The organism is Scytonema sp. UIC 10036, assembly GCF_009725235.1.
In genome coordinates, this window is record NZ_WJFC01000002.1 from 21,063 (window position 1) to 43,149 (window position 22,087).

Annotated in this window: 23 protein-coding genes and 3 pseudogenes; 19 read left to right on the forward strand and 7 right to left on the reverse strand. The window is 43.6% G+C overall.

Going from position 1 to position 22,087, the window contains the following annotated elements; translation table 11 throughout:
- Position 1: 1 nt before the first annotated feature.
- Both F7734_RS01465 and F7734_RS01470 read right to left on the reverse strand, forming a co-directional pair.
- Positions 2-991, reverse strand: a complete 990-nt coding sequence (locus F7734_RS01465; protein WP_155743057.1) for a xanthine dehydrogenase family protein subunit M — start codon at positions 989-991, stop codon at positions 2-4.
- Positions 988-1,515, reverse strand: coding sequence for a (2Fe-2S)-binding protein (locus F7734_RS01470; protein ID WP_243146633.1), 528 nt, complete (start codon positions 1,513-1,515; stop codon positions 988-990). The genes F7734_RS01465 and F7734_RS01470 overlap by 4 nt, the downstream gene beginning before the upstream one ends.
- Positions 1,516-1,965: 450 nt before the next feature.
- Here F7734_RS01470 and F7734_RS01475 point away from each other — a divergent pair, with 450 nt between their 5' ends.
- From F7734_RS01475 to F7734_RS65020, 14 genes and pseudogenes are all read left to right on the forward strand, one after another.
- Positions 1,966-2,361 (forward strand): hypothetical protein, encoded by a 396-nt coding sequence (locus F7734_RS01475; RefSeq protein WP_155743059.1) that lies wholly within the window; start codon positions 1,966-1,968, stop codon positions 2,359-2,361.
- 129 nt (positions 2,362-2,490) lie between these two features.
- Positions 2,491-2,736 carry a hypothetical protein gene (locus tag F7734_RS01480; RefSeq protein ID WP_155743060.1) on the forward strand — a complete coding sequence of 82 codons (246 nt, stop codon included), beginning with the start codon at positions 2,491-2,493 and terminating at the stop codon, positions 2,734-2,736.
- 895 nt (positions 2,737-3,631) lie between these two features.
- A complete protein-coding gene (locus F7734_RS61645; protein WP_207713976.1) occupies positions 3,632-4,624 on the forward strand; it encodes a ParB/Srx family N-terminal domain-containing protein in 993 nt (330 codons plus the stop codon).
- Between the two features lie 594 nt (positions 4,625-5,218).
- Positions 5,219-5,398: pseudogene (locus tag F7734_RS65010) on the forward strand (HetP family heterocyst commitment protein); the annotation flags it as partial.
- Between the two features lie 228 nt (positions 5,399-5,626).
- Positions 5,627-5,863: pseudogene (locus F7734_RS62995) on the forward strand (IS1 family transposase); the annotation flags it as partial.
- 47 nt (positions 5,864-5,910) lie between these two features.
- Positions 5,911-6,036: a hypothetical protein gene (locus F7734_RS65015; RefSeq protein WP_279239646.1), complete on the forward strand. Its 126-nt coding sequence runs from the start codon at positions 5,911-5,913 to the stop codon at positions 6,034-6,036.
- A 681-nt stretch (positions 6,037-6,717) separates the two neighbouring features.
- On the forward strand, positions 6,718-7,020 hold the full coding sequence (locus tag F7734_RS01495; RefSeq protein ID WP_207713977.1) for a CTB family bacteriocin: 303 nt from the start codon (positions 6,718-6,720) through the stop codon (positions 7,018-7,020).
- A gap of 334 nt (positions 7,021-7,354) precedes the next feature.
- On the forward strand, positions 7,355-7,675 hold the full coding sequence (locus tag F7734_RS01500) for a hypothetical protein (RefSeq protein ID WP_155743061.1): 321 nt from the start codon (positions 7,355-7,357) through the stop codon (positions 7,673-7,675).
- 242 nt (positions 7,676-7,917) lie between these two features.
- A complete protein-coding gene (locus F7734_RS01505; RefSeq protein ID WP_155743062.1) occupies positions 7,918-8,196 on the forward strand; it encodes a hypothetical protein in 279 nt (92 codons plus the stop codon).
- A gap of 433 nt (positions 8,197-8,629) precedes the next feature.
- Positions 8,630-9,940, forward strand: a complete 1,311-nt coding sequence (locus F7734_RS01510; protein WP_155743063.1) for an HlyD family efflux transporter periplasmic adaptor subunit — start codon at positions 8,630-8,632, stop codon at positions 9,938-9,940.
- A 17-nt stretch (positions 9,941-9,957) separates the two neighbouring features.
- Positions 9,958-12,126 (forward strand): peptidase domain-containing ABC transporter, encoded by a 2,169-nt coding sequence (locus tag F7734_RS01515; RefSeq protein ID WP_155743064.1) that lies wholly within the window; start codon positions 9,958-9,960, stop codon positions 12,124-12,126.
- A gap of 17 nt (positions 12,127-12,143) precedes the next feature.
- Positions 12,144-12,479 (forward strand): hypothetical protein, encoded by a 336-nt coding sequence (locus F7734_RS01520; RefSeq protein ID WP_155743065.1) that lies wholly within the window; start codon positions 12,144-12,146, stop codon positions 12,477-12,479.
- A 115-nt stretch (positions 12,480-12,594) separates the two neighbouring features.
- On the forward strand, positions 12,595-13,272 hold the full coding sequence (locus F7734_RS01525) for a peptidylprolyl isomerase (protein ID WP_347566110.1): 678 nt from the start codon (positions 12,595-12,597) through the stop codon (positions 13,270-13,272).
- Positions 13,221-13,655: a tetratricopeptide repeat protein gene (locus tag F7734_RS65020; RefSeq protein WP_155743067.1), complete on the forward strand. Its 435-nt coding sequence runs from the start codon at positions 13,221-13,223 to the stop codon at positions 13,653-13,655. Before F7734_RS01525 ends, F7734_RS65020 begins: the two co-directional genes overlap by 52 nt.
- A gap of 115 nt (positions 13,656-13,770) precedes the next feature.
- Here F7734_RS65020 and F7734_RS01535 read toward each other — a convergent pair whose 3' ends face one another.
- The 4 genes from F7734_RS01535 to F7734_RS01550 form a co-directional block, all read right to left on the reverse strand.
- On the reverse strand, positions 13,771-13,989 hold the full coding sequence (locus F7734_RS01535; protein WP_155743068.1) for a hypothetical protein: 219 nt from the start codon (positions 13,987-13,989) through the stop codon (positions 13,771-13,773).
- A gap of 89 nt (positions 13,990-14,078) precedes the next feature.
- The gene (locus F7734_RS01540; RefSeq protein WP_155743069.1) at positions 14,079-14,954 is read right to left on the reverse strand and encodes a potassium channel family protein; all 876 of its coding nucleotides are present in this window, start codon (positions 14,952-14,954) and stop codon (positions 14,079-14,081) included.
- 23 nt (positions 14,955-14,977) lie between these two features.
- Positions 14,978-16,123, reverse strand: coding sequence for an AI-2E family transporter (locus tag F7734_RS01545; protein WP_155743070.1), 1,146 nt, complete (start codon positions 16,121-16,123; stop codon positions 14,978-14,980).
- Complete coding sequence (locus F7734_RS01550) at positions 16,120-16,479, reverse strand: hypothetical protein (protein ID WP_155743071.1); 360 nt, start codon at positions 16,477-16,479, stop codon at positions 16,120-16,122. The genes F7734_RS01545 and F7734_RS01550 overlap by 4 nt, the downstream gene beginning before the upstream one ends.
- 533 nt (positions 16,480-17,012) lie before the next feature.
- Here F7734_RS01550 and F7734_RS01555 point away from each other — a divergent pair.
- Together F7734_RS01555 and F7734_RS01560 are read left to right on the forward strand one after the other, a co-directional pair.
- Positions 17,013-17,312: pseudogene (locus tag F7734_RS01555) on the forward strand (IS701 family transposase); the annotation flags it as partial.
- A 140-nt stretch (positions 17,313-17,452) separates the two neighbouring features.
- Positions 17,453-17,611: a hypothetical protein gene (locus tag F7734_RS01560; protein ID WP_155743072.1), complete on the forward strand. Its 159-nt coding sequence runs from the start codon at positions 17,453-17,455 to the stop codon at positions 17,609-17,611.
- Between the two features lie 255 nt (positions 17,612-17,866).
- Here the strand turns inward: F7734_RS01560 and F7734_RS01565 are convergent, their stop codons facing one another.
- Positions 17,867-18,766: a hypothetical protein gene (locus F7734_RS01565; RefSeq protein ID WP_155743073.1), complete on the reverse strand. Its 900-nt coding sequence runs from the start codon at positions 18,764-18,766 to the stop codon at positions 17,867-17,869.
- Positions 18,767-19,062: 296 nt separating this feature from the next.
- On the opposite strand from F7734_RS01565, the gene F7734_RS01570 reads away from it, so the two are divergent.
- The 3 genes from F7734_RS01570 (at position 19,063) to zwf (ending at position 22,033) form a co-directional block, all read left to right on the forward strand.
- Positions 19,063-19,554, forward strand: coding sequence for a hypothetical protein (locus F7734_RS01570; protein ID WP_155743074.1), 492 nt, complete (start codon positions 19,063-19,065; stop codon positions 19,552-19,554).
- Positions 19,527-20,582: a phosphogluconate dehydrogenase (NAD(+)-dependent, decarboxylating) gene (gene gnd, locus F7734_RS01575; protein ID WP_243146622.1), complete on the forward strand. Its 1,056-nt coding sequence runs from the start codon at positions 19,527-19,529 to the stop codon at positions 20,580-20,582. Before F7734_RS01570 ends, gnd begins: the two co-directional genes overlap by 28 nt.
- A gap of 74 nt (positions 20,583-20,656) precedes the next feature.
- Entirely contained in the window at positions 20,657-22,033 is a 1,377-nt protein-coding gene (gene zwf, locus F7734_RS01580; protein ID WP_155743075.1) for a glucose-6-phosphate dehydrogenase, read from the forward strand.
- Positions 22,034-22,087: the final 54 nt, after the last annotated feature.

Sequence of the window (22,087 nt, forward strand, 5' to 3'; positions counted from 1 at the left end):
ATTATTGCTCCATTTCTGCGGCTTGCTTGAGAGCGCGAACGATCGCACGTTTCACCAATTCTATTTTGAACGTGTTGTGACCAAAGCCTTTTGCGTCGCGCACAATAGCTTCTGTACATGCCTGGAAGTTTTCCTGATTAGCACTTTTACCTAAGAGCATTGCTTCGGCTTCCGTATTACGCCAAGGCTTGTGCGCCACACCGCCAAGGGCGAGGCGTGCTTGTTTAATTTGATCGCCATCCATTTCTAGCGCAACAGCAACCGACACAAGGGCAAATGCATAGGATGTACGATCGCGGAGTTTCAGATAAGTGTAATTTTTGGCAAAGCCTTTTGCGGGTAAGTCAACTGCCGTAATGATTTCGTCCGCCTGTAAATTAGTGTCAATGTGCGGCGTATCACCAGGTAAACGATGAAATTCGGCAAATGGTATTGTACGATCGCCATTATTCCCTGTGACGCGAACAACCGCTTTCAACGCTGCAAGCGCAATACACATATCCGACGGATGGGTGGCGATACAGTGTTCGCTCGTGCCTAAAATTGCGTGAATGCGGTTGAAACCATCAATCGCGGGGCAGCCTGTTCCAGGTTCGCGTTTATTGCAGGGTGTCGCTGTATCGTAAAAGTAATAACAGCGCGTTCGCTGCAAAAGATTTCCTCCCGTCGTCGCCATGTTGCGCAGTTGCGGCGACGCACCCGCCAAAATTGCTTTTGAAAGCAGTGGGTAACGCTTTTCGACTTGTCCATTATAGGCGGTTTCGGCATTTGTCACAAGTGCGCCGATCTGCAAACCGCCGTCTTCGGTGTTTTCAATTTTGTTTAAAGGTAAGCGCGTAATATCAATCAAACGCGAGGGGCGTGCGACATTTTCCTTCATCAAATCAATTAGATTTGTGCCGCCTGCGATAAACTTCGCCGCGTTGTCCACACCAATCTCATTCACGACTGTTGCCACATCATCGGCTCTTGTATATGAAAAACTTTTCATTGTTCCGCCTTCCTTTCCCCCGTTTGTATCACCTCTTGAATCGCTGCGACTATATTCGGGTAAGCACCGCAACGACAGATGTTGCCGCTCATCAACTCGCGGATGTCATCTGCCGTTTCTGCTCTACCCTCAGCCATCAAACCAACAGCGGAGCAAATTTGACCAGGTGTGCAATATCCGCATTGAAAAGCGTCGTGTTCAATAAACGCTTGTTGCAAAGGATGAAGTACTTCCCCTTGAGCAAGTCCTTCAATTGTTGTCACCTCGGCGTCATCTTTCATGATTGCTAAAGTCAGACAGGAATTAATGCGCTTGCCATCCACTAAAATCGTGCAAGCTCCGCATTGTCCGTGATCGCATCCTTTTTTCGTCCCGGTTAAATCAAGATACTCGCGCAGAGCGTCGAGCAAAGTTGTCCAAGGCGCGATCTCCATTTGTTTTTCTGTGCCATTAACTTTTAGAGTAATTAAAGTCTTCGAGGGCAACGAAGCTGAGATGTCCGCTACTCCATTTTCTAATTTCATGTTCATGGAAAGTCCTAGAGAATCCTTCTTTCCTGATGCGCGTTGTGTGTACACTCTTGGGCAATTACTACAGAATTTGACCCAAAGACTATAACAAACTCTTGAATCAAGATTTTACTATATGCTTAAATAGACTAACTTAAGTTTTGAATTTTGAACACGCGAATAAGTATAAAAAGCACCGTACTAATCTATCCTCTATCGTTGGTAGATGATGCCTAAGTTATTGGATTGTCTAAAGGAATAAATTAGTGCTAAATCTAGATGCGATCGCGAATACAAAAGCACGCTGGTAAAACTTCGCAGGCTTTGTTTGTGAAGCTGAGCCAGTGCGTTAGGCGGCTCTGCTAGTTACAAAAATATGTGAAATATATGTATTTTTTTTAAAACTAGTTGTTAAAAGTAATGATCGCTCGTGCCCCTGGTTGATATCAGTATCGCTTGCTTCAGTTGGCTCCTAACCGTAGTATCTTTGCGGCAATTGATGGCATTGATTGTATCATACCAGATGCAGAGCAGCCCCACGGGGTTGCACAAATACTTTTTCTTTCTCAAGAAGACCAAAAGACTTTTGGTACTAGTTCACCGATCACTCAGTTCATCCACAAAGATGAGCAGAACTTGTGCGATCGCAACGTTACTGTGTCGTCAATTGACGGCGACGCGCAAACCTACATTGACCAGACTGGGGAGGAAACGCCCAATCGCCTGTCTCCCAACTCGCAGTTGGTAAAATTTTTCTCCCACCATTCCTGCATCTGCTTGTCCTCCTGGTTAAATTCCTTAGTGCTACATCCTGTTGAAACAATAGAGAAGAAATCTAAGGATTTTTCGAGGAAATTGTGATTGCTTGCAGAAGAACCGATGCTTGAGGGTCAGGGAACGAACTTAAAAATCTCAGTATTCCATCAGATTCTGCTTAGGATTGCTCGCTAAGTTAGATCAAATTCATTAACCCGTTTAGGCTCAATAACCATGACTTGCATAACTTGGGAAGAATGGAGGCAACAGAGCTACGAACTATCCGGTGGACGTATCGAATTTCCAGAGGATGAAGATGTAATGACGAGAGATTATCCAATCACTTATTACTACTTTGTTCATCGAGTACCACCAATCGACTATCTATCAAATTTCTTGATCGTTTACAGCGATCGAGGAAATGAAACTGGTGTTTTTTGCGATCCAGATTCCTCAGATATGTTTTGGGGTTCTGAATGAAAGCAACGACACAGCTTCAGCAGAAGATTTAGCTGAAGTGGATGTTACGACTGTAGCATTTATAGAACTAGCCCTTTCAAGGTGTTGTTTAATGGGGTGATTTGTAGTTTTGTAAAAAGAGGTGCAAATCTATTGGGTCTAATTGACTTTGGCAAAGTTATACTTTCATTTTTTAGCACGTAATTACGTTATTTTTGGCAAATTTTGTGTTAACTTAAATCCATAAATTCTCAACTGTATTAATGCTATCCATTGCTACAAAAACATTCCAGACATTTTACTTAACTTAACTATTTTGGCAAGCTTATAGTGCTATTTTGTGGTTCCGGCAATATTATCATGACCTTCGCCAAATTTTGGTAGTGAGTGATTAGAAACATTGGTATTTCAGCCTTTGTAGCGGCAATATTATGGTTTCAGCTTTGGCAATATTATCGTCACACCGACACATTTTTGAAACCACATTAAGAAAGTGTTTTGGGGACTGTTCATTCCATGAAATAACACCGGGGTCTCTTAATAAAGTATTCCTGTATACAAATATCCGAGATAGCAATTGTTACTTCTGAGAAGCAAAATCTTGATTAACTATAACTTTTGAAAGAACATCAGTAATTTATTTTTAACTACACTTTTAAAAAAGAACTCAGAATTCAGAACTCAGGAGTCAGAATCAAAAAGCCTTTTATATTATTTATCAGAAAGGCAGAGGTCAGGAGCCAGTATTCCCTTCTGCCTCCTGACCTCTGCCCGTGACCGAAGGGAACAAGGGTCTAAAACCCCACCGTCTACGCGGTGCTCACAATTGGTTGGGGTCTGAATCCCCATCCAATTGTTCCTTCTGCCCTCTGCCCTCTGCCTCCTGCCTTCTTCAATTGTAGTTTTGGCTTAGCCTATGTCTACTACAACTTTTGAAAAATCTCCATTACCTATGACTACATCTGCTCCTACACTAGAGTACCTTCCCATTGCACAAATTCGCATCGACGGCGGTACTCAGTCACGGGTCAAACTTAATTGGGATGTCATTGCAGAATATGCTGAAGCGATAGAGTTAAATGCCATTTTTCCCCCGATTCTAGTATTTTACGACGGCAAAAACTATTGGCTAGCAGATGGTTTCCATCGGCTTTATGCAACGAAGAAAGCTGGGCGTCAGGTGATTGCCCCACAAGTACGCCAAGGTAGTCGTCGCGACGCTTTGCTGTACTCGGTGGGAGCGAATGCCAACCACGGTTTACGACGTACCAACGCAGATAAGCGTCGTGCGGTGGATATAATGCTACGAGATGAAGAGTGGAGTCGTTGGAGTAATCGGGAGATTGCCAAACGTTGTGGGGTTTCTGAATTTATGGTTCGCCAAATGCGTGAATCTATCTGCGATAAAATCGCAAATAATAGCAAACGAATTGCACAACGTCAAGGAAAAACTTACACGCTTGAGACCGCTAATATTGGCGAGGGTACGACATCGGCACAAATTCCAGAATCTCCAAAGCTATATGGAGAGGATGAATGCGGTCGAGTACTGATGCCCACAGGCAACCCTCAACAGAGTCAGGGGGAGCGATCTGATAGTAGTGCGGGCGTTGTGATTAATGACCAAACTCTCAGCTTTCAAGAACCCGACGAGGTACAGCTGTTCGATGAACAATCTGTAACCGATTTACACCCACAGCCTGAAGATGAGTTTCACTCTGCGCCCACAAAGGAAACGAGCAAGCCTCAAGACATAGTGAATAACATTGCAATGAAAATCATGCACCTGTCTCCTACTCAACTGAGCAGGGTTATTTGCGTATGTGCCAGCAATGGGTTAAGTGAATTTCATTTCAAAGCTATGAGCAAAGCTGTTAAACAGGCGCTTGCGAAACTTAAGACAAAATAGGGCGAAAAGAGTTGATTATGACTTTATAAGAAAGTAGGCTGAAAACCCTTCGGCTATGCCTTCGGCACGCTGCGCGAACAGCCAAGGGATGAAAGCCACGACGCAGGGTTTACCCTGCCGTGACCTAATCTTTTCAGTAGATCGTGATGGAGTAGAGAGCCAAACGCCTCAAAAACAGCTTTAAAATTGATGCCTAGCTCTGCTTCTAGCCTTTTCTACTAGAGGGTATTGCATATTTTTCGCGGCTTTCCTACGTTAGCTTAAGAGTTTTTCCATTCAACTTTAGTAGCCTTAATTGGATTAAGGACACAATAATATTTTGATTTGTAGCCTAAAAAATTTTGTGAAGACAAGTATACCGTTTAAATCTAATTTGACACAACAATATCGATTTACAGCAATCTTAAATAAATAGTGAACTTGCCCGTGATGACTGATAGTAGGTAGTGGAGAAGAACTAACAACTACCGACTAACTACTAACGGAACAAACACAAAATTTCACAAATAAAATGGGATTCCTGTATATAACTACCTTTAGCCAGATAAAAATATTGCATTCATAGCCTGTTTCACTTAGACAAGAGAGAATACCATGACTAAACATACCAATTCTTGTAATACAACACTTAACAAAGTAATGAGTTTAGAACAATTTGAGCAGGTCGTTGCAGCAATCCTTGACGGTAAATATTCCTGGGCTTGTGTTTTGATTCTTCGTTTTGCTGGTTACAAGCCCTTACACTACATTCCTTACCGTACTTATAAGCGATTGGTAAAAGAAAACAGCGAAGATTGTAGAGTCAGCAAATATCAAAGTGATAGGACATCTTGCCAGAGTGATTCAAGCAGAAAATTTGAGGGTAATTATCTAGAGATAGTTCGTGAGCAACGAACATCTGATATTGATTATCTAGAAGCTACTTGCCAGCAACAAACACAGATAGATAGTGGCAGTTTGGAGCAGTGTTTGAGGGATGAAACGGATCTGCATAATATCAGGATGCAATGTCCTCACTGCTCTTCAAGTCAAATTAGAAGAAACGGTCATCGTCAGGGGAAACAAAACTACCTTTGCCGTAACTGCGGACGACAATTCATTGAGTTTTACTCTGCCAAAGGATATACCGATGAAACTAAGGAACAATGCTTAAAAATGTATGTTGATGGTATGGGATTTCGTGAGATTGAACGAGTAAGTGGGGTTCATCACACCACAGTTATTCAGTGGGTAAAACAGACCGCAACTCCCCTAGTTAATTAGGGCAAACGCATTAAAATTTGTCAATGATGAACTTGACAAAAATACTCGTATATGAGTTGTTTGGTGGTCGCTGGGCTTTGCCCAATCGCCTAGCGCGCTCTGTACCTCAACAAGCTCCGCTTATTGAGGCAGATACGGGCGATCGCTAGATGAATTAGAAAGTTTTATTGGCTAAAAAACAAAATTTTGTTGTAGACAGTACTCAGCAAGAGCGCTCCAGGCATTATGCTTACGTTTTAGACAATATAAGAACCCTAAATCATCGCTAAACAATGATGATTTTTTAGTGTGCATAATGCTCACTTTTAGGAGATTTGTAGGCATTACTTAAAAATTTCACAAATCAGATAGGACTACTATAGAAGTGCAAGACATTCAAACGCTTGTGGAGAACCATCAAGCGTTGAAAATGCTTTTAGTGCATTGCTGCTCGCTATGTTGTCTTTACCTTATTAATCAATGAAGCTAGACAGATAGTGAGTAAGACGTACATGGATTGAGTGTAAGGATAAAATACCCGGCTCAGTCATTATCTAACTCAAATACACTCCCAGATTATTTACCACTTTAAATCTAAGGAGAGGCTCAAACTATCAATTCGTCGTCTCTGGCATAATTTACAATATGTTATTCTTTCTGTCCGTCTATGAACCATCCTTTCATTCAGCAGCATTAAATTATTTTTTCGCTATTTTAATTGCAGTGTAATGGGATGTTTTTACAAATAAAAATGTGGCAAGATGGCATCCTTAAAATTGCTTTTTTTAGCTAGATTATTTATAACAACCGATAAAGGGTGTTTCAAATAAAAAATCACAAGGAGAAATACAATGTCACACGAATTTTTGGTGGATTTAACTGAAGAGCAGCAGGAACTTGTTTCTGGAGGCGGAAAACTAGACACGCTTAATGAGTTAAATTACACTAACTTCGAAAATCAATTAGTGGATTTTCAGAAGGATATCACTTCTAGTAGAAATGGCTCTAGCGTTCGCAAGAGATTATCGACTGACTTTGTATTCACCGAAGCTTACGATGATCTCAAGCTAGGCTTTGAGGCACCAGGACGGGTCACTGGTATCGGTGGCGATGACGTTACTGGTGACGCTGAGGCGACGGCTGACATTGTCTAGTAAGCTTTAGGCTGAGTCATGAGGTTGGCTAATTAATTCAACCAACAGCACAAACTCCCTTGCAACGAATTCCAGAGCTTTCCTAGAAGTTCTTACTTGGCATGACCTAATTTTTTAGCTCTATGCCTAAGTAAGAGATTAGCAAGGAAGTAATACTCTGGAATTCTTAACGGGAGGGGAAGGAAACTTGTATGACTTGCTCAAATCAAAAAGAGAGTTTATACAAGCTTCTCTGGTCGTCTTCCATTAAAGCTGGAGAGTCAAAAGCGGGCATGCATAACGGTGCTCTATGCTCAATTGAAAGCATACTCATTAACTCCGCAGGAGGAAAAATATGATGAGATTAAAAGACATTCCTCTACTGCTAGAAGAACTCACAGATGACTCCGCCGCTGCTATATCGGGCGGGTTATCTATAGGGAGGTTGCGGCCACTATCCAGCCTTCCCTTGATTGGGCAAGGGGTAAATGGGTTCCTGAACAGAGGTGGGAATCAGACGGGAACTAGTGGGAATGAGACCGGAACGAGTGGGAATGAGACCGGAACGAATAGCCCCGAAGCATTCCTCCTGGAGGTCAGCGAAGCAAAACAGCTAGCCAGCGAGGAAAAAGACCTAGCCAAGGAATTGGTCGAAATCATCGAGGAGGAATTATAGGGATAGGACCGAAGCCTAGGGGCTATACAAACATAGACGCCGGAGGCGGTGAGACAGCGCTCTTTGGAGGGTTTTCCAAACTCACAGCGACTGCGTAAGCGCAAAGCGTGCCGCAGGCATACGCGCAGCGTGACCGAAGGTCTTACCCGAAGGGCTTCCCGGAGGGTATTACCTACACGCTCTATACAAAAAAGGAGTTACACAACCAATTTAGTATAAGTAATAACCAGTGAGGTATAAATATGGCCTTTCTCTCATACTCAGAGTTGCTGGTGGATTTATCTGAGGAGCAACAGGAGACTGTAGCGGGTGGCGAATCCAATTCCTACGTGACTGAACACCGATATACTAACGAAGTCAACTTTGCAGACCATAGCAAAGAAGAAAATGGCGTAAACAATGGCACAGAAGGTGGAGATAATAGCACAGAAGAACCCGATGATCCTTTTGATAGTGATGACTTGATGCCTCTTGTTCCTCTGGGTTCCTTAAGGTCTCCCCTGCGTTTCCGCCTAAGATAAGGATGGAAGGATAAGTCAAAACTATAGCCTCTCCTTTGATCTTTCATCTCATTTTAAAGAGGAGGCTCACATTACATATCTGGGCAAATTCATTTGAAACCCTTTTAATAGGTGGACTGAAATCAAATTTCTGGAGAGGTTTATTTTTTTGTCCGTTTACAGCCCCCGTCAACCCCTAAGCCCTATGCTTAGATCCTAAGCCTGCGGGCACGCTACGCGTTGGCGTAAGGTCTGCCAAGCGTGTAAGCTCCTCGCTGCGCGTGCCTCGCGGAGCGTGTCCCGCAAGGGACTCAGCCTGTCTGTAGGACTTACGGACACCGTGCGCGTTAAGCTCCTCCTAAAGGAGGCACGGCACGCTGCAGGTATAGGGCATACTTTGAATTTTGAATGTTTGAGGAGCGAGGGTCATTGTCAATTTTAAGATTTTGTAGCCATGCTGAGTACACCTGATCCAGACCAACTCAATCTCGTTCAAGGCGACGAGTTTCTCCCCCTTATTAGTCCCTGGACAACAATAGGGACAATGTTTCTGGTTAGCATATTTAGTGGAGCGGTTGCTCTGGGTGGCGTTCTCAAGTACAACGCCACGGTAAAAGTCCCTGCGACTATCCGTCCGACGGGAGAATTGCGAATCGCTCAGGCTACAACTGAGGGAATAGTCACAAGCATTAAAGTGAAAGCGAACCAAGTTGTCAGGAAGGGCGAGCAGATCGCCTCTATTGACAATTCTCAACTCCAAACCAGAAAGAAACAACTGCAAGGAAATATCCAGCACAACCGCTTACAATTTGCTCAAATCGATGCTCAGTTCAATGCCCTCGATAATCAGATAGCCGCTGAAAAAATATTAATGAACCGCAGCATTGCCGCTGCTGAAGCTGACCTTGTTCTCCACCAAGAGGACTATCAAGACAAGCAAATCACAACTTCCGCACAAGTGCAAGCAGTGGAAGCCTCTTTAGCGCTGGCAAAGGAGGAGATGAAGCGATATCAGCAATTGGCTAACACTGGTGCTATTGCTGAACTACAAGTCAAGGAGAAAGAACAAGCATTCAAAGCGTCTGAAGCGAAACTCAAAGAAGCTCAAGCAAGCCTCAATCCAAGTAATGCATCAGTAACAATAGCGACTGAGCGCATTGCCCAAGAAAGGGCACGAGGTTTGGCAACCCTAGCTGCATTGCACAAAGAACGAGAGAACCTGCTTCAGCGTCAAATTGAAATTCAAAACTCTCTGGGGCGCGATGTGAAAGAACTCCAACAAATAGAAATTGAACTTAGTAAGACATTTATTCTTGCCCCAATTAATGGCACAATCCTCAAATTGGAGCTGCGAAACGCAAGTCAGGTGGTACAACCAGGAGAAGCTATTGCTTATATTGCACCTATGAATGCCCCTTTGCAGATTAAGGCTAATGTGGAGGCTAAAGATATTGACAAAGTGAAACCAGGACAAAAGGTCCAGATGCAGGTGTCTGCTTGTCCGTATCCAGACTATGGCACGCTCAAAGGTACAGTCACCACAGTCGCACCAGATGCCCTGCCAGCGGCAGGTAACGAGACGGAAGCACGCGCCTCACGTGCCTCTTATGAGGTAATAATTCAACCCGAAACTCGGTTTGTAGGAAATGAAGATCATCAGTGTCTTCTTCAACCTGGGATGGAGGGTACAGCTGATATTATTTCACGCTCTGAAACGGTGCTTAAATTCATTCTCAGAAAAGCAAGATTATTAACAGATTTGTAATTTAATCAAAAATCACTATGGTTAATCTACTCAAACGTCGTAAAGGTTATCAATGTGTTTTACAAGCAAGCGAGGAAGATTGTGGGGCAGCTTGCCTAGCTTCAATTTCCAGACATTATGGACGGATTTTGAGCATCACTCGCAGTCGCGAAGCAGTAGGAACTGGGCAATTAGGGACAACACTGCTGGGTCTGAAGCGTGGCTCTGAAACCCTAGGTTTCAATGCCCGGTCAGTTAAAGCCTCACAGGAGGTCGTAGACAAAATCAAAGAAATCCCTTTGCCTGCGGTTATTCATTGGAAGGGCTATCACTGGGTTGTTTTATACGGGAAGCGGGGCAGGAAATATGTCATTGCAGATCCAGCAGCGGGCATCCGTTATCTTGACAAACGCGAGTTAACGGCAGGTTGGAATGGCATCATGCTCTTGTTGCAACCAGGTTCAGAGGAGTTTTTTGAGCAGTTCCAAGAAGATTCTGTTAGTGGCTTCGGTCGCTTTTTTAGGCGCGTCTGGCCTTATCACATATTGCTGGCGCAAGCTTTTGTCATCAACATTGTCCTGGGCTTACTCTCCCTCGGTAGCCCTTTTTTGGTTCAAATTCTCACAGATGAGGTACTTGTTCGGGGGGATATTGAGTTGCTTACCGTTGTGATCGCTGCCGTTGTTGTCATGACCTTGTTTAGTACTACCCTACAAGTACTGCAAACTATTATGATTGCTCACTTTAGTCAACGGCTACAGTTAGGGCTAGTCTTGGAATTTGGGCGAAAACTCTTACACCTGCCTTTGAATTACTACGAAGCTCGTCGCAGCGGCGAAATCACCAGCCGCCTACGCGATATCAATGAAATTAACCAGTTGGTCTCTCAGGTTGTTGTTCGTTTGCCCAGCCAGTTTTTTGTGGCAGTCATTTCTTTTTGCTTCATGCTGTTTTATAGCTGGAAGTTAACACTAGCGGTCATGTTGATCGGGACGATAATGACCCTGGCAACCTTGCCGTTCTTGCCGATTCTGCAACAAAAAACGCGCAGCCTCTTAGTCTTAGCAGCCGAAAATCAAGGGGTACTGGTCGAAACGTTTAAAGGCGCAATGGTGATGAAAACCACGGGGGCTGCTCCCCAATTTTGGGATGAATTTCAAAGTCGCTTCGGTCGTCTGGCGAATCTGACGTTCAGTACCATCAAAATCGGCATTGTTAATGGCACTTTTACGCACCTTGTTGGCAGTATCGGCGGCATTAGTTTACTCGGATTAGGGAGCATACTGGTGATAAGCAATGAACTAACCATCGGTCAAGTGCTAGCCTTTAACGCCATGCAGGGTAATGTTCTGGGCTTACTTGGCTTGTTACTCGGCTTATCGGATGAATATTTTCGCTCCCAAACGGCAATCACTCGTCTGGTAGAAGTGATCGACGCTACGCCGGAAGCAGTCGGGGATGCCCAAAAACCGTTTGCCGAAATTCCTGGCGATGCTGACATTTGTTGTACTAATCTCAACTTTCACCATACGGGTAGAGTTGACTTACTAGAAAATTTTTCCGTCACTCTGCCTGGAGGAAAAGTGATTACACTGATCGGACAATCCGGCTGTGGCAAAAGCACTCTGGCAAAGCTGATCGGTGGCTTATATGAGCCGCAGTCGGGGAATATTCGCATTGGTGATTATAACTTGCAAGATATTTCTCTCGATTGCCTGCGACAACAAGTGGTACTCGTACCTCAAGAACCTCACTTCTGGAGTCGCTCGATTATAGAGAACTTCCGCTTAGGAAATCCCTACGTTCCATTTGAGCAGATCGTTAAAGTTTGCAAAATTGCCGATGCCGATGAATTTATCAGTCAGCTCCCGAATAAGTATCAAACCGTCTTAGGGGAATTTGGGGCGAATCTTTCTGGCGGTCAGCGGCAACGACTGGCGATCGCCAGAGCCATTGTCAACGACCCGTCGGTACTGATCTTGGATGAATCGACAGCTGGACTCGATCCAGTGAGTGAATCCCAAGTGCTGGAGCGGCTGTTGAATTACCGCAAAAACAAAACCACAATTATGATTACCCACCGCCCTAGCGTGATCAAACGAGCCGATTGGGTTGTGCTACTGGATAAAGGCCAGTTGAAAATCCAAGGTTCTCTATCAGATTTGTATTCTATCCCTGGAGACCACTTAAAGTTTTTATCAGCTTAACAAAATAAAGATAAGGTATGACTATGTCTGAGCATATCAAAACTACAGATACCGAACTGCTCACAGATTTGTCCGAGCAGGAACAACAGGCAGTGACTGGCGGAGTTTCACTAGATGATTTTGCTTATTTTTTCTTCCAACAGACAGCTATAGAATCTTTCGCAGATGATCAAACCACTCTTTCAGCAAATCGAGGAAATCCTAAAGTTTCTTCCTCGTCAAGAACTGGATATAAGTCATTCCAAACCACCCTTGCATTTAGTGTGCCTGTTTCTAGTAAACGTAAGTCGCGACGGCGTACAAATATGTTGATAGGGAGTCTTTTCAACTTTCTTCAAAACTTTATTTTTTAGAGTAATGTTGCATTTATTTTTACATCAAAAAAGCGATATTGTTAATTTTTCAGGTGTCTCTCTTGAGTCAGTTGAGCTTATTAGTTTTTTGCTAAGAAATTTGCACTTCAAAAATGTGTGTCAGAAGATTTTATCGCAAATAATTATTAACAAAACTGCTCAGGAAAGGGGGATAACTGTAACACCTGAGGAAGTTGATATTAAGGCAATTCGGTTGCGGGATGAACAGCGTCGAGAGAACCTAGCCAATACACAAGCATGGCTAGCTGTAGAGGATTGGAAGGCTGGGATTCGGGATTGCCTTCTGGCTCAAAAATTAGCTGAGTCTTTATTTCCCACAAAAATAGAAAACTTTTTTGATCAAAATCGCCCTCATTCTGACCAAGTCATACTCTATCAAATTATTGTTCCCTACGAGAGAGTTGCCCACGATATCCTCTATAAAATTGAAGAGGAAGAAATCAGTTTTTATGAGGCTGCTCACTTTTATGACATTGATGAGAGACGTCGGTACCACTGCGGTTATAAAGGCAAGCTTTACCGTTGGCACTTAAAACCAGACAAAGCAGCTGTTGTGTTTAGTGCTAATACAGGAGAGTTAATTGATCCAATGACAACAAAACAAGGAAGCCATATATTAATAGTTGAAGAATTCATCCCAGATCAATTAACTCCCCAAAGGTATCAAGGAATCCTGAATCAGATGTTTAAAGAGTGGATAGAAAATCAAGTGGATAGGACTTGCTCATTGACAGAAAAAATCAAGTATGCAGTATTGATTTTAAGGCATTAAAGCTTGATGTTTCCACTATTACTGGACTAATTCAGAATGTAGCCCAAAATACGGCTTCAAGGTTAACTAGCGACATTGGAACAACCAACCTTGAAACAGCTCATAATGCCTTTGATCGAGGTCTCATATTGAGTAACCAAGGTGACTTTGCTGGTGCTGAGAAGGCTTTTACCGAAGTTATTCAGATTGTTCCGGAGGCTGCTGAAGCACATTTTAACTTAGGCATTGTATTGCTTCAGCTAAACAGAAAGATGGAGGGAATTGGTCATATCCAGCAAGCGAGAGATCTGAGCCGTTCTCACGGTGATTTTGAGGCAACAAAAAATCTCGCTCGACTTCTCCAACAGCTAGAAGCATTTGCTAGGGGCGAGCTTTCAAACTGATTGGAAGGGTACTGTTAGCGATAACGTAACGCACCAAAACGACAATGGGCAATGCGTTACGCTACGCTAACACATCCTACGATCGCTAATGAAAAACGAAAACCATTTAGAAATTTCATGATTGATTTAGTGAGTCAATATCTACTTCGGAAAGCCAGATCATGGTTTCATATCCTATCCTACCCACTTCTAGCTCTGGCTCCATCTCCATCTCTACTAAATAATTCCAAGTTCCTGACTGAAGTTGATAGTCACGAATGATGCCAGTTCCACCCACAAAACGAATTGTTTGACCTTTATGAAACATTGGTTTAGCTACACAATTAACGCGCATGGTTTGATGTTCTCCAAAAGACGTGATTACTACAGTGTTTTGACCAAATAAACAACAATTACTGACTTATAGATGAGTTAGCAGCCGCCTCAATCGAGGCTGCGTTCAGATAACCAATTTAGAATCAGTCCTGCAATAACGCCGATGGTGAGTACACCTAAAATACCCAGTATTCCTGCAAGAAGCTTTCCTAGCCCGGTTACAGGTGTGATGTCACCATACCCGATTGCCACGGCTGTAACGACCGCCCAATATAACCCATCGAGGTACGAGAGGAATTGTTGTGGCTGGCTCTGAAATATAGACTGAGCCGATCGCCCAATGTGTTGTTGAAGTGCTTCATTTTCAGCGTGAATAAATAGAAGGGGAAAGACAACCCCAATCAGTACAATTTGGAAGACGAGATAAGTGTAGAGACAGCGGCGATTTTGATTGACTCGTCGCATTTCATAAAGGTAAGTGCGGTTTTTAAGCCGACGGAGTTCTGCATCGGTCATCGATGGAGACGTGGGTGCTAACTTTAACAGCCGAAACATCTTCTCGTGTGCCCCTCGCCGCTCATACTGCTGCAATGCGTAACGCAACAGGATTTCTTCTAGACAATGGACATGCTTTGCCATTGAATCGCTGTGAAAGCGAACGCTGTAAAGCAATTCACAATAATTGATCACTGCTTCCGGCGTTTCCCACTCTAACTCCGCAAAATCTTCTGATTCAATGCGATCGGCCAAAAATTGGGAAAACCGCTCTTCCCGAATGATTTCTGGTGCGTATTCCAGTGTCAGCAAAAAGGTTTTACGGATAGTTTGTGCAGTTTTTGTGTCCGCAAGAGTCAGGTCATCATACCAGTCGAGCAGTTGGTCTAATTGTTTGATGCGCTCTTGCGTACTAATCTTTTGACGGTTGCGACTCATCAAGCTCGCTATGATTTTCTTCTTTCGAGCAGTTTTAGGTATTTGAAGCATTACTCATCAAACTTGTTTTTCCTTCAGAGTTGCTGCACTTGTTGTTTTTCCAGAGGTGAACGATCTGATGTTGCAGGTGCTTCTAAGCCAATAACGGTATCCACAGAAGCGTTCCAAAGTTCGTGCAGGGTGTCTCTCACAAAACCAGCCAAGGGAACTGAAACAATGAGCCCTAACCATCCAAATAGTTTTGTGCCAATGAATAGCGCAATTAAAATCCAAGCCGGTCTTAGTCCTGTAAAGCGACCGAGTAGCCGGGGAGCGATCGCCTGATCGATGATTTGGTCAATTAAAAGCGCCAAAGCAAACGTCTTCAAACCCAGGACAGGATCTTGGATAGTAATAATCAGACCTGTTAAGCATATGCCCAAAAAACTGCCCAATGGAATCAAGGTTAAAACGCCAATACCCAATCCAAACAGGAGAGCAAATGGAATCTTCAACAGCAGAAATAACACCATCATGGAACTTCCCATCAGAGAAGCTAACGTGATTTGTCCAATGATGTAGTTCTGAAAATTTTGCTCAAGGGATTGTTCACACAATGTAGTAACGTAGTTAGGCATCCATTGAAAAATACCCTTCCAAATGCTTTCCCCATCCAGTAGAAAATAGAAGGTTAGAACGATCGTGAAAACAATATCGGTGGCGCTCCCAACTGTACTCATGGTTAAGGATAAAAGGGGATTGGCGATGAATTGTAAACCATTCGAGGATAATTTTGTAATCGGAGTATCAAGCAGGCTCAAGCTCACGGGTAAATGTCGCTGTTCTGCCCAAGCTTGCAAATTCTCAAGCCGTTGGTTGCTGGCTTCAATCCAATCTGGAATTGTTACCACGATCTGGCTGAGTTCTTCAATCAAACGAGGTATTAATGTAATCCCCAACCCCATCAGGATCAATAAGGTGAGGAGAAAGACGACAACCACTGCAACACTGTGTCTATTACCATGCTGCTGAAGAAATTGAACGGGATAGTTCAGGATGAATGCTAGAAGTGCTGCCAGAATCACGATCGCCACCAGAGGTTGAAAGTACTGGAGCGTTTTGATCGCTAGCCAAGCATTTAGAATGAGGATTGGAAATATCATAACCATCAACCATCTTGGGCTGATGTGTTTTTGTAGGGTGTTAAACACAGGTTTGCAAATTAGTTTTGCTGCGTTCATTTTGATATAGAGTCAATGCTCATCTCTTGAAGACCGCAGCAACTCAAGAGATTTGTTGCTCGTCGAATTTCAGTCGGTGTACCTCGGACAATAAGCAGATAATCTCCCTGTTTAACTCGGTTTTGCAAAAAGTTAATTCGGTGAGTTGGGAAGTGGAGCAGTTTATTATCTAAATAATCAAAAATCTCCAGGCTGGCAAATGTTCCATCTCGTGCAATGCCCTGAGTAACCAGAGAAAGTTGTCCTATAGAAAAGCCTGCTTGCCTCAGTTCCTTGATTGCGTTCTCTAGATAATCACGACGAGAAAAGAAACCAATTACTTGCTTGTATCTAATCAAACTGCTGGCATGAATCATTCATCTACTCCCTTTAACCTAGAATTTTATTTGTACGCTGATCCCTCATGTGTTAGATGCAACAGTTATTTGTTACATCTAAAAAAGAAGGATCTTGTTACTTAGCATCCACCAAGTAGCTAGATGAGTTGCTGAAACAATTCCACACTGATTGAATATGGATACTTCTACACCTTAGAAAAAGAACCTAACGGCTTTCTGAGGAAATCATAGTCATTTGCCAATGAAATTATTCATAGAACGAATGGCACTGAAATAAGGGGATAAAAAAAGGCTCCAAGGGCTGATATGAGAGAATCAGAGCTTTGGAGACCGCATTTAACTATCTCCCTACTATGCCGAATCGTGCCGAAATACTCAAGCAAAAGTTCCAGGACAGTCTAGCACTGCCGTTGGAGCAGGTGTTACCAAAAGAGGTGCTCCAACAAATTTTGGAACAGGAAGGGGTCGCCTATCGCCAAACAGTCTACACGCCAATTGTGACGTTGTGGGCATGGATATCGCAAGTGCTTGACCCCGATAAAAGTTTAAGCTGGTGGGAGATTGTATGTAGTGCCTACCTGATGGTTAGTCTTCATTCAGAACAAATACGTCCTTCTCCCCCAGAACCTCAATCAGAGTTCGCTTCTCATTCTGGGTGGGATAATGGTAAAGGTTGGAAGAATATTCTCAATAATCTCCGTCTCATCCTTCAACCTTTTACCCTATTTAATTTAATTCAGCCTTGGCTTTCAGTTTTTCCTATTCCTCATTTATCTTTAGGATTTGCTAAACTACAATCCATCGTTTATAGACTAACTTCTCCAGTTTTTATATTTCTATTTCACCCTTAATTCTAGGGCAAACGCATTAAAAATTGATAAGAATGAACTTGACAAAAATACGTATATATAGGTTGTGTGGTGGTCGGAGATTTGGCGGCTAAGTAGCGGCAGCATGATTATGTGATTAATTCATTAAGAAATTCAATCGTATGAAATCATCTAAGATAGGCAGACGGGGAGGAAAACGAGAAAATGCGGGAAGAAAAGCAACTTGGAATAATAAAGACACAATTACAATCCGTGTGCCAAAAATTATTGCAGCAACTGTAATGGAACTTGCTCGCAAACTTGATTCTGGAGAAATTTGATTTTGTAACTAAATCAAACTTGCAGAATTTGGATTGAATCATAGAATCAGATTCTGTGGAGAATGAAAAAATCACGAAATCTATGCCATCCGATGATGAAAATGTAACAAAATCAATTAAGGGTATAAATGAGGCAATTGAGCTAGCCAAAAAAATACTAAAACATAAAAAATCAGCCCGTCAAACGGTTGCTAAACTGATATCAAAATGCGGATGGGGAATTCCGCGAATATGTTAAGGATAGGAGACTTTCTTTTAACTTGAGGTAGGAGCCAGCCAGAGGGCTAAGTTTCGCACATAGGCTTTAATATGTTCAAGGGCTTGTGGGTTTTGCTTCATCCCATCTCCAGGGGGTTCGGTTACAAAGCTAGGTGCGCCCATATTAACATCCCAATTGTAGTCGGCGAAATGGTGGAAGCTTGATTCAGCGATCGCACGTCCTAAAATATTTCCTTGTTCATCTTGAGTACTTTCAAAAGCAACTACTAAGTTAAAGTTCCGACCGGAGACTGAGCTTGTACCCAAGGCAATAACTCGTCCATTCTTCTCGTTTGCAGGCACACCTACGGCTCCTTCATGGGGATGAGCCGGAAAGAATTCAATCTCCTCAGAAGGTGATGTAGGATTCTTGAGTAAGTCATGAATAGGTTCTATGGGAATAATCTTCTCGTAGTCACCATTTAACCCAGAATGGAAGTTGGGCCAGGAAATATACTTAGTGTAGATGTCATCAGGGTAGTGGTGCCAGGGATCGGGATCGGGATTCTTACTGTGAAAGTAATGGGCTGCGCCGACACCACCAAGATTGCAAACCGAACAACCTACATCCTGATGGTCACGGCTGACCAATAAACCGCCGCCGCGCTGACGGAAGGCACTGATGCTCTGACACTCCTGTGGAGTTATGCCATCCCCTAAATCCACAGCAAACAGCCACAGTTCATCAAAATCTGAATTATCTAGCGTACTTAAAACTGGATCGTTTTTTTCAGCAGTATTTTCTCGATCCCTTGCTGTTACCTGGTACAGGGGTTCCCCAGTGTCACTTTTTAACGAAGCTAAATAGTCCTTTAGCAAAGAGAATCGCCCAATATACCAATCATCTTCATTGCTGGGAATTGTTGTCTGTAACAGAATTTGAATCGGTTTAGTCATGATCTCACTCCCTAGGGTTCTTCTTGTAGCATGAGCTAATTACTAGATCAACGTGGGAATTGTAGCAAGATAATCTAAGCAAAAAATGAGGACATTTAAAGAGCAATGCTTTTGTGAAAGCAGAGATAAGTGTTTCTAAACGTAATTTAGTATCAGTATCTGCTCAGATTTTCCTTAGATTTGCCAACTAAGGTTAGGGCAGATTCGTTAGGAAGATAAGGAAATGGGAAAAATTGGACAAATCCTAGATTCAGGCTTGGTGAAATGATTCGTCTTTGTAGAAAGGTATAAGACTTATGGTTAACAAAATTGTAACTACATTTGAACAAGACCATAACCGACCAGAAACAAAAGAATTTTATTGGAAATATTTTCTCTATAGTCTAGTTTGGCTGACGGTGCTAATGCTGGGATATGGAGGATTGGGATGGACTCTCTGGCTCAATCGCCCTTTCTCGACGATTGCAATACCAATGTTCATTTTGGCAATTGCCGCAGTCCGTGTATGCATACTCACTGGCTTTCCCGTCTGGGCGGGATTGTTATCTCTCACATTCGGTTCTGCATGGATTCTAACTGGAGCATCGATATCAAGCGGATTCTTCGGCTGGGCAATAGCGATCGCTCTATCCTGGATTGGCATTTTTACCCTGGATATGGCATTAGACCAGTCCGTCGAAAATTTGCAGGAAATAGAGTTTAGCCGAACTGAGGTTTTCCTGATTCTAACAGCTATTTGCGCTATTGGTGCTATTTTGGGATGGATACTTCCAATTTTTCTCACTTGAATACAGGGCATGTTATGGAACTGGGAATGATAGGACTAGGACGAATGGGAGCTAACATGGCACACCGTCTAACCCAGGCTGGACATACCGTCATTGGCTACACTCGTCAGCCACAAAAAGCAGAGGTGCTGGTTCAGGAAGGAGCGATCGCCCGTGGTGTAACATCATTCGTTGAACTCATCGAAGCACTCACGCCACCCCGCACCGTCTGGCTGATGCTACCCGCCGCGACAGTAGATGCTACTCTACAGACTCTCATGCCGTTTCTAGACGCTGACGACATTATCATTGATGGTGGCAATTCTCACTACATTGATGACATTCGTCGTGCAGATCAATTAAAAGTCAAAGGAATTGAATACATTGATTGTGGAACTAGCGGTGGCATTTGGGGGGCAGAACGCGGCTACTGTCTCATGATTGGTGGTGCATTGACGGTGGTGAAATATCTTGACCCCATCTTTGCAGCGCTGGCTCCTGGTGTATCAACTGCACCGCGCACCCCTGGTCGTGAGTTAATGGGGGGAACGGCTGAACAGGGATATTTGCATTGTGGCTCTCACGGTGCAGGGCACTTTGTCAAAATGGTTCACAACGGCATTGAATACGGCATCATGGCAGCTTATGCCGAAGGGTTGAACATTCTTCACCATGCTAATATTGGGAAACAATTGCATCAAGTCGATGCAGAAACGGCTCCGTTGCGAAATCCGGAATTCTACCAATACGACTTTAATATCGGAGATATAGCAGAGGTGTGGCGTAGGGGTAGCGTGATTAGTTCTTGGTTACTTGATTTAATCGCGATCGCCCTTCTCAAAGACCCCGACTTAGCCAACTTCGAGGGGCGCGTATCTGACTCTGGAGAAGGTCGATGGACACTAATGGCAGCAATTGAAGAAGGAGTTCCTGTTCCCGTCCTTAGTACAGCCCTCTACACACGATTTAGCTCTCGCGGTCAATCAGACTTTGCCAATAAACTCATTTCTGCGTTGCGCTATGAGTTCGGTGGGCATCTGGAACAATGACGCGGGGATTTTAATCAGCTTTCTTCCCCTCTGCTCCCCTGCTTCCCCTCTCCGCGTCGATATGGAGGTTAATCATGACAGCTTTACTCTCCGATGCCCTGGTATTTTTTGGGATCACAAGTGATTTAGCTTACAAAAAAATCTTTCCTGCCTTACAGGCGATGATTCAGCGCGGTCATTTTGACATTCCAATTATTGGAGTGGGTAGGCGAGATTGGAGCATCGAACAATTACAATCTTATGTGCGTAAGAGCCTGGAGGAACAGGCCAGCGTTGATGAACCAGCTTTCCAGAAACTGTGTTCATTACTTTACTATATTTTTGGTGATTATAGCGATCGCGCCACCTATGATAAATTATGCCAGGTACTCCAAATAGCTGAAGCTCCTCTGTATTACTTAGCCATTCCTCCCAGTTTGTTTGCGACGGTTGTCGAAGGGTTAGGTCAATCAAGTTGTGTAAAGAATGGTCGCGTTATGGTAGAAAAACCCTTTGGACGCGATCTAAAATCGGCTAAAATACTGAACTGCATTCTGCACTCTATCTTTCCCGAAAGTCATATTTTTCGGATTGACCATTACTTGGGAAAAGAACCAGTCCAAAACCTTCTCTACACTCGCTTCGCCAATTCATTACTCGAACCGATTTGGCATCGCGTCAGTATTGCCAGCATCCAAATCACGATGGCTGAAAAATTTGGCATCGATGGACGGGGACGGTTTTATGAAGAGACAGGCGCTATTCGGGATGTAGTGCAAAATCATCTACTTCAGGTGACAGCGTGTTTAATGATGGATCCGCCCATCAACGAGCAGCATGAAGCCATCCGAGATGAAAGAGCGCGATTGCTCAAATCCATAGATCCAATCGAACCCTCAAATGTAGTGCGCGGGCAGTACAAGGGCTATGCCTCAGAACCTCGTGTAGCTCCTGATTCCAAGGTCGAAACCTTCGCGGCGGTTAAGCTCAACATTGATACTTGGCGCTGGGCTAGCGTTCCGATTTACATTCGTGCAGGCAAATGTTTACCGAGTACAACTACTGAAGTTGTGGTCAGGCTCAAGCGTCCGCCGCAGGATGTTTTTGGCGAGCGTGCCTTTGGATTAGCAAATTATTTCTACTTTCGTCTTAGTCAAAATGTGCTGACTGCGATCGGCATTCGCTCTAAAACCCCAGGCGACGGAATGGTGGGTAGCGAAGTCGGACTAGTCGCTCAAGTCGAGCATGGCAATGAGATGAATCCCTACGAGCGGCTTTTTGAAGATGCCATGAAAGGCGACTCCATGTTGTTTGCTCGCCAAGATGAGGTGGAAGCACAGTGGCAAATTGTCGCTCCTATCCTAGATCAAGCAACCCCTGTTTACGAATACGCACCTCATAGCTGGGGGCCTCCTTTGGCGGATCATATGATTCCCCCCGACGGCGGTTGGCATAATCCTAATGAGACGTGATATCTTCCTATACTGTACTCGAAGAGTTGGTATTGGTTTTCAAGTTTACTCCTG